Annotated in this window: 1 protein-coding gene; it reads right to left on the reverse strand. The window is 72.3% G+C overall.

Going from position 1 to position 3,041, the window contains the following annotated elements; all coding sequences use genetic code 11:
* The coding region (locus ACEU5R_RS31845; protein WP_392413890.1) for a filamentous hemagglutinin N-terminal domain-containing protein at positions 1 to 3,041 on the reverse strand (3,041 nt) is incomplete at both ends.

Here is a 3,041-nt window from a genome sequence, read left to right on the forward strand (position 1 = left end):
GCCTGCACCTGGGCGCCTTGCTTGATGATCAGGTCACGCCCTCCCGACACGGACAGGTCGCCGCTGGCCGGCACGGACAGGCTGCGTCCGCCGGGCGCGGGCGGCGTGCCCTGGGCGCTCGTGCCCAGCGCGGCAATGGTGCCGCCCAGCCGCGCGTCGCCCGTGGCCGCCAGCGCCAATGCGCCGCCGGCCGCCAGCGTGCCGTCCGAGTCGATATCGCCGCCGGCCTTGGCGTCCAGCTTGCCCGAGGACTGCAAACGCCCGCTCGCGGCCACCTTCAGGTCGCCGCCGGCTTGCGTGGTCAGATCGCCGCTCAGCGCGGTGACGGTGCCGTCCACGCTCATGTGCCGCTGCGCCGACAGACTGGCCGGCGAGCTGGCCGTGACCGTGCCCGTCACGAAAATGTCGCGGCCGGCCTCGGCGCGCAGCGTGCCGCCGCCCGTGGCCGCCGTCTCGGCGGTGCCGGCCGTGCCGGCGATGCGCAGGTCCTGGCCGGCGAAGAGGAACAGCTTGCCGCTGCCTTGCGCCAGGCCGTTCTTGCCCACGACGAGGTCTGTGCCGGCCTTGATGTTCAAGAGGCCATTGGCGACCGTCTTGCCGTTCACCACGGTGTCGGCATTGGACGACAGACGGATGTCCTGCTCGCCCGAGATCGTGCCGTCCGCTTGCAGCTTGCCGCCGGCCTGGGCTTGCAGCAGGCCGCTGGCCTGCAGATTGCCCGTCGCGCCCAGCGTCAGCCCCTGACCCGCCGTCAACGACAGCGCGCCGCCATAGGCCATGGCGCTGCCGTCCACGCGCAGGTCCGCGCCCGAGGCCAGCGTCATGCCAGCGTTGGTCTCGGCCAGGCCGGCCAGCGTCAGGTCGCGTCCCGCATCCAGGCGCAGCGCGCCCTTGGCCTGCAGCTTCGCGTCCGCGCCGGCCGCGATCTTGCCGATCGCATCGATGGACAGCGGACCGCCCGCCAGCAGCTTGCCGTCGATAGCCGCATCGCCCGCCGCGCTGATGGTCAGCGCTTGCAGCGACGTCATCGCGCCGGCGGTGGTGAAGTTGCCTCGCGTGCGCAGGCCGATGGCACCGCCCGCTTGGGCCGTGGCGTCCTTGCCGATGGACAGGTCGCCCACCGAGGTCAGATTCAACGCGCCCGTCGTTGCGCTGGCGCTGCCCAGCAGCGCCAGCTTGCCGCCCGCGTCCGCCGTCAGGTCGCCGTTGCTGCGCAGGCTGCCCTTGAGGGTGGCGTCGCCGCCGGCCTGCAGTTGCAGCTTGCCGGTGCTGGACAGCTGGCCGTCGTTGCTCGCCGCGCCGCCGGCTTGCAGCTTGAGGTCGCCATCGGCGGCAAGCGTGCCGGACAGGGCTGCATCGCGGCCAGCCTTCAATTGAGCCGCGCCGGCCGAGACCGAGGATCCGCTCGCGCGCAGGTCGCGCGTGGCGGTGACGTCGATACCGCGTCCTTGCGTCTTGCTGGTCGCGCCCAGCAGCACGTCATTGCCCGCCAATCGCAGCGTGCCGCCGTAAGCCAGCGCGCTGCCGTCCAGGCGCAGCTCGCGCGCCGCGTCGATGGACAGGCTGGTGTCGCTCAGGGCCGAGCCGGCCAGCGTCACGCCCTCGCCCGCGCGTATCCCCATGGCCTGGCCCGATTGCAGGCGCGCGCTGGCGGTCGTGGACAGCTCGCCGCCGGCCTCGGCCTGCAAGGTGCGCGCGGCCGAGATCTGGCCGGGCAGCTGGACATCGCGGCCGGCTTGCAGCGTCAGCGCGCCCTTGGCGGAGACCAGGCCGACCGATTGCGTGCTGGCGGCGGTCTCTGTGCTGGCGCCTGCGCCCGAGCCGTTGCTCGTGCCTGCGCCGTTGCCGGCATTGCCGCCGGTGCTTCCGGTGTTGCCACCGTTATTGCCGCTGCCGTTACTTCCGTTATTGCCGCCGGTGCCGCCATTGTTGTTGCCGGTGCCGCCCGTATTGCCGTTGCCAGCACCGTTGCCATTGCCCGAGCCGCTATCCGCCACCGTGCCCGCGCGCAGATTGCGCCCGGCCTGCACCCGCACATCCTGGTCGCCCATCACCAGCGAACCGCCCAGCGCCAGATCGCGCCCCGCCGCCACGCGCAATGCGTCCTGCGTCTGCAGGCTGCCGCGCGCGCTCACCGACACATCAACGGCCGCATCCACCGTCAGCGCCTGACCCGCGCTCACCGCGCCCGTGACCGCCGCGTCGCGGCCCGCCGTCAGGGCAACCGCGCCAGCGCCCTGCGCTCGGCCTTCGACCGCCACATCGCGGCCGGCGGCCACGCGCACATCACGCGCCGCCTGCATCGTACCGCTGGGCGTGATCCTGACGTCGCCCGCCGCGCTCACTTCCAGATTGCCCGTCAAGGCGACCAGATTGCCGCCCACGTTCACGCCCACGCCAGCCTCGGTGCCGACCAAGCGAATGCTATTGGCATACATGCCGCCCAGCGCCGCCGTGTCCAGCGCCACCGTCGGCGCCGGGCCTTCGCCCTGGCCCGCCGATACCGCGCCCGTCGCGTAGTCGACCTTGGCCGCGCCGGCCGTCACGTGAAGCTGATCGGCCCAGATGCCCGCGTTGATCTCCAGCGTGCGCGCCATCAAATCCACGCGGCTCAGGTTCGCGCCGTTCAGGCCCGCGCCCTCCACGCGCAGCTTGCCGCCCGCCACATCAAAGCCGATGCCGCCGTCCGGCCCCACCATGGGCTTGCCGGTCGTGAGCGTGGCGCGGTCCGCGTTCAAGAAGCCGCAGCCGTTGCAGGTGATGCCCGCCGGGTTGGCGACGATGATGTTGGCGCGGTTGCCGGCCACTTCCATCGTGCCCATCAGCTGCGAGGGGTTGGGCGCGGTGACCTGGTTCAGGATGGTGGTGGCGCGCTGGTTGCCCAGCATCGGATTGCCCGCGACCTGCCCGGCCAGCTGCGTCTGGCTGGCCCCGCCGCTGTTGTTCAGCACCACGCCGGACGGACCGACGTTGAACTGCGTGAACTTGTTGTTCGAGACTCCGCCCGCCGAGGGCGGCGCGATGTTGACCACCGGCACGCC

Origin of the sequence: Achromobacter sp. 413638 (assembly GCF_043119405.1) — a bacterium.
Taxonomy (GTDB): domain Bacteria; phylum Pseudomonadota; class Gammaproteobacteria; order Burkholderiales; family Burkholderiaceae_B; genus Achromobacter.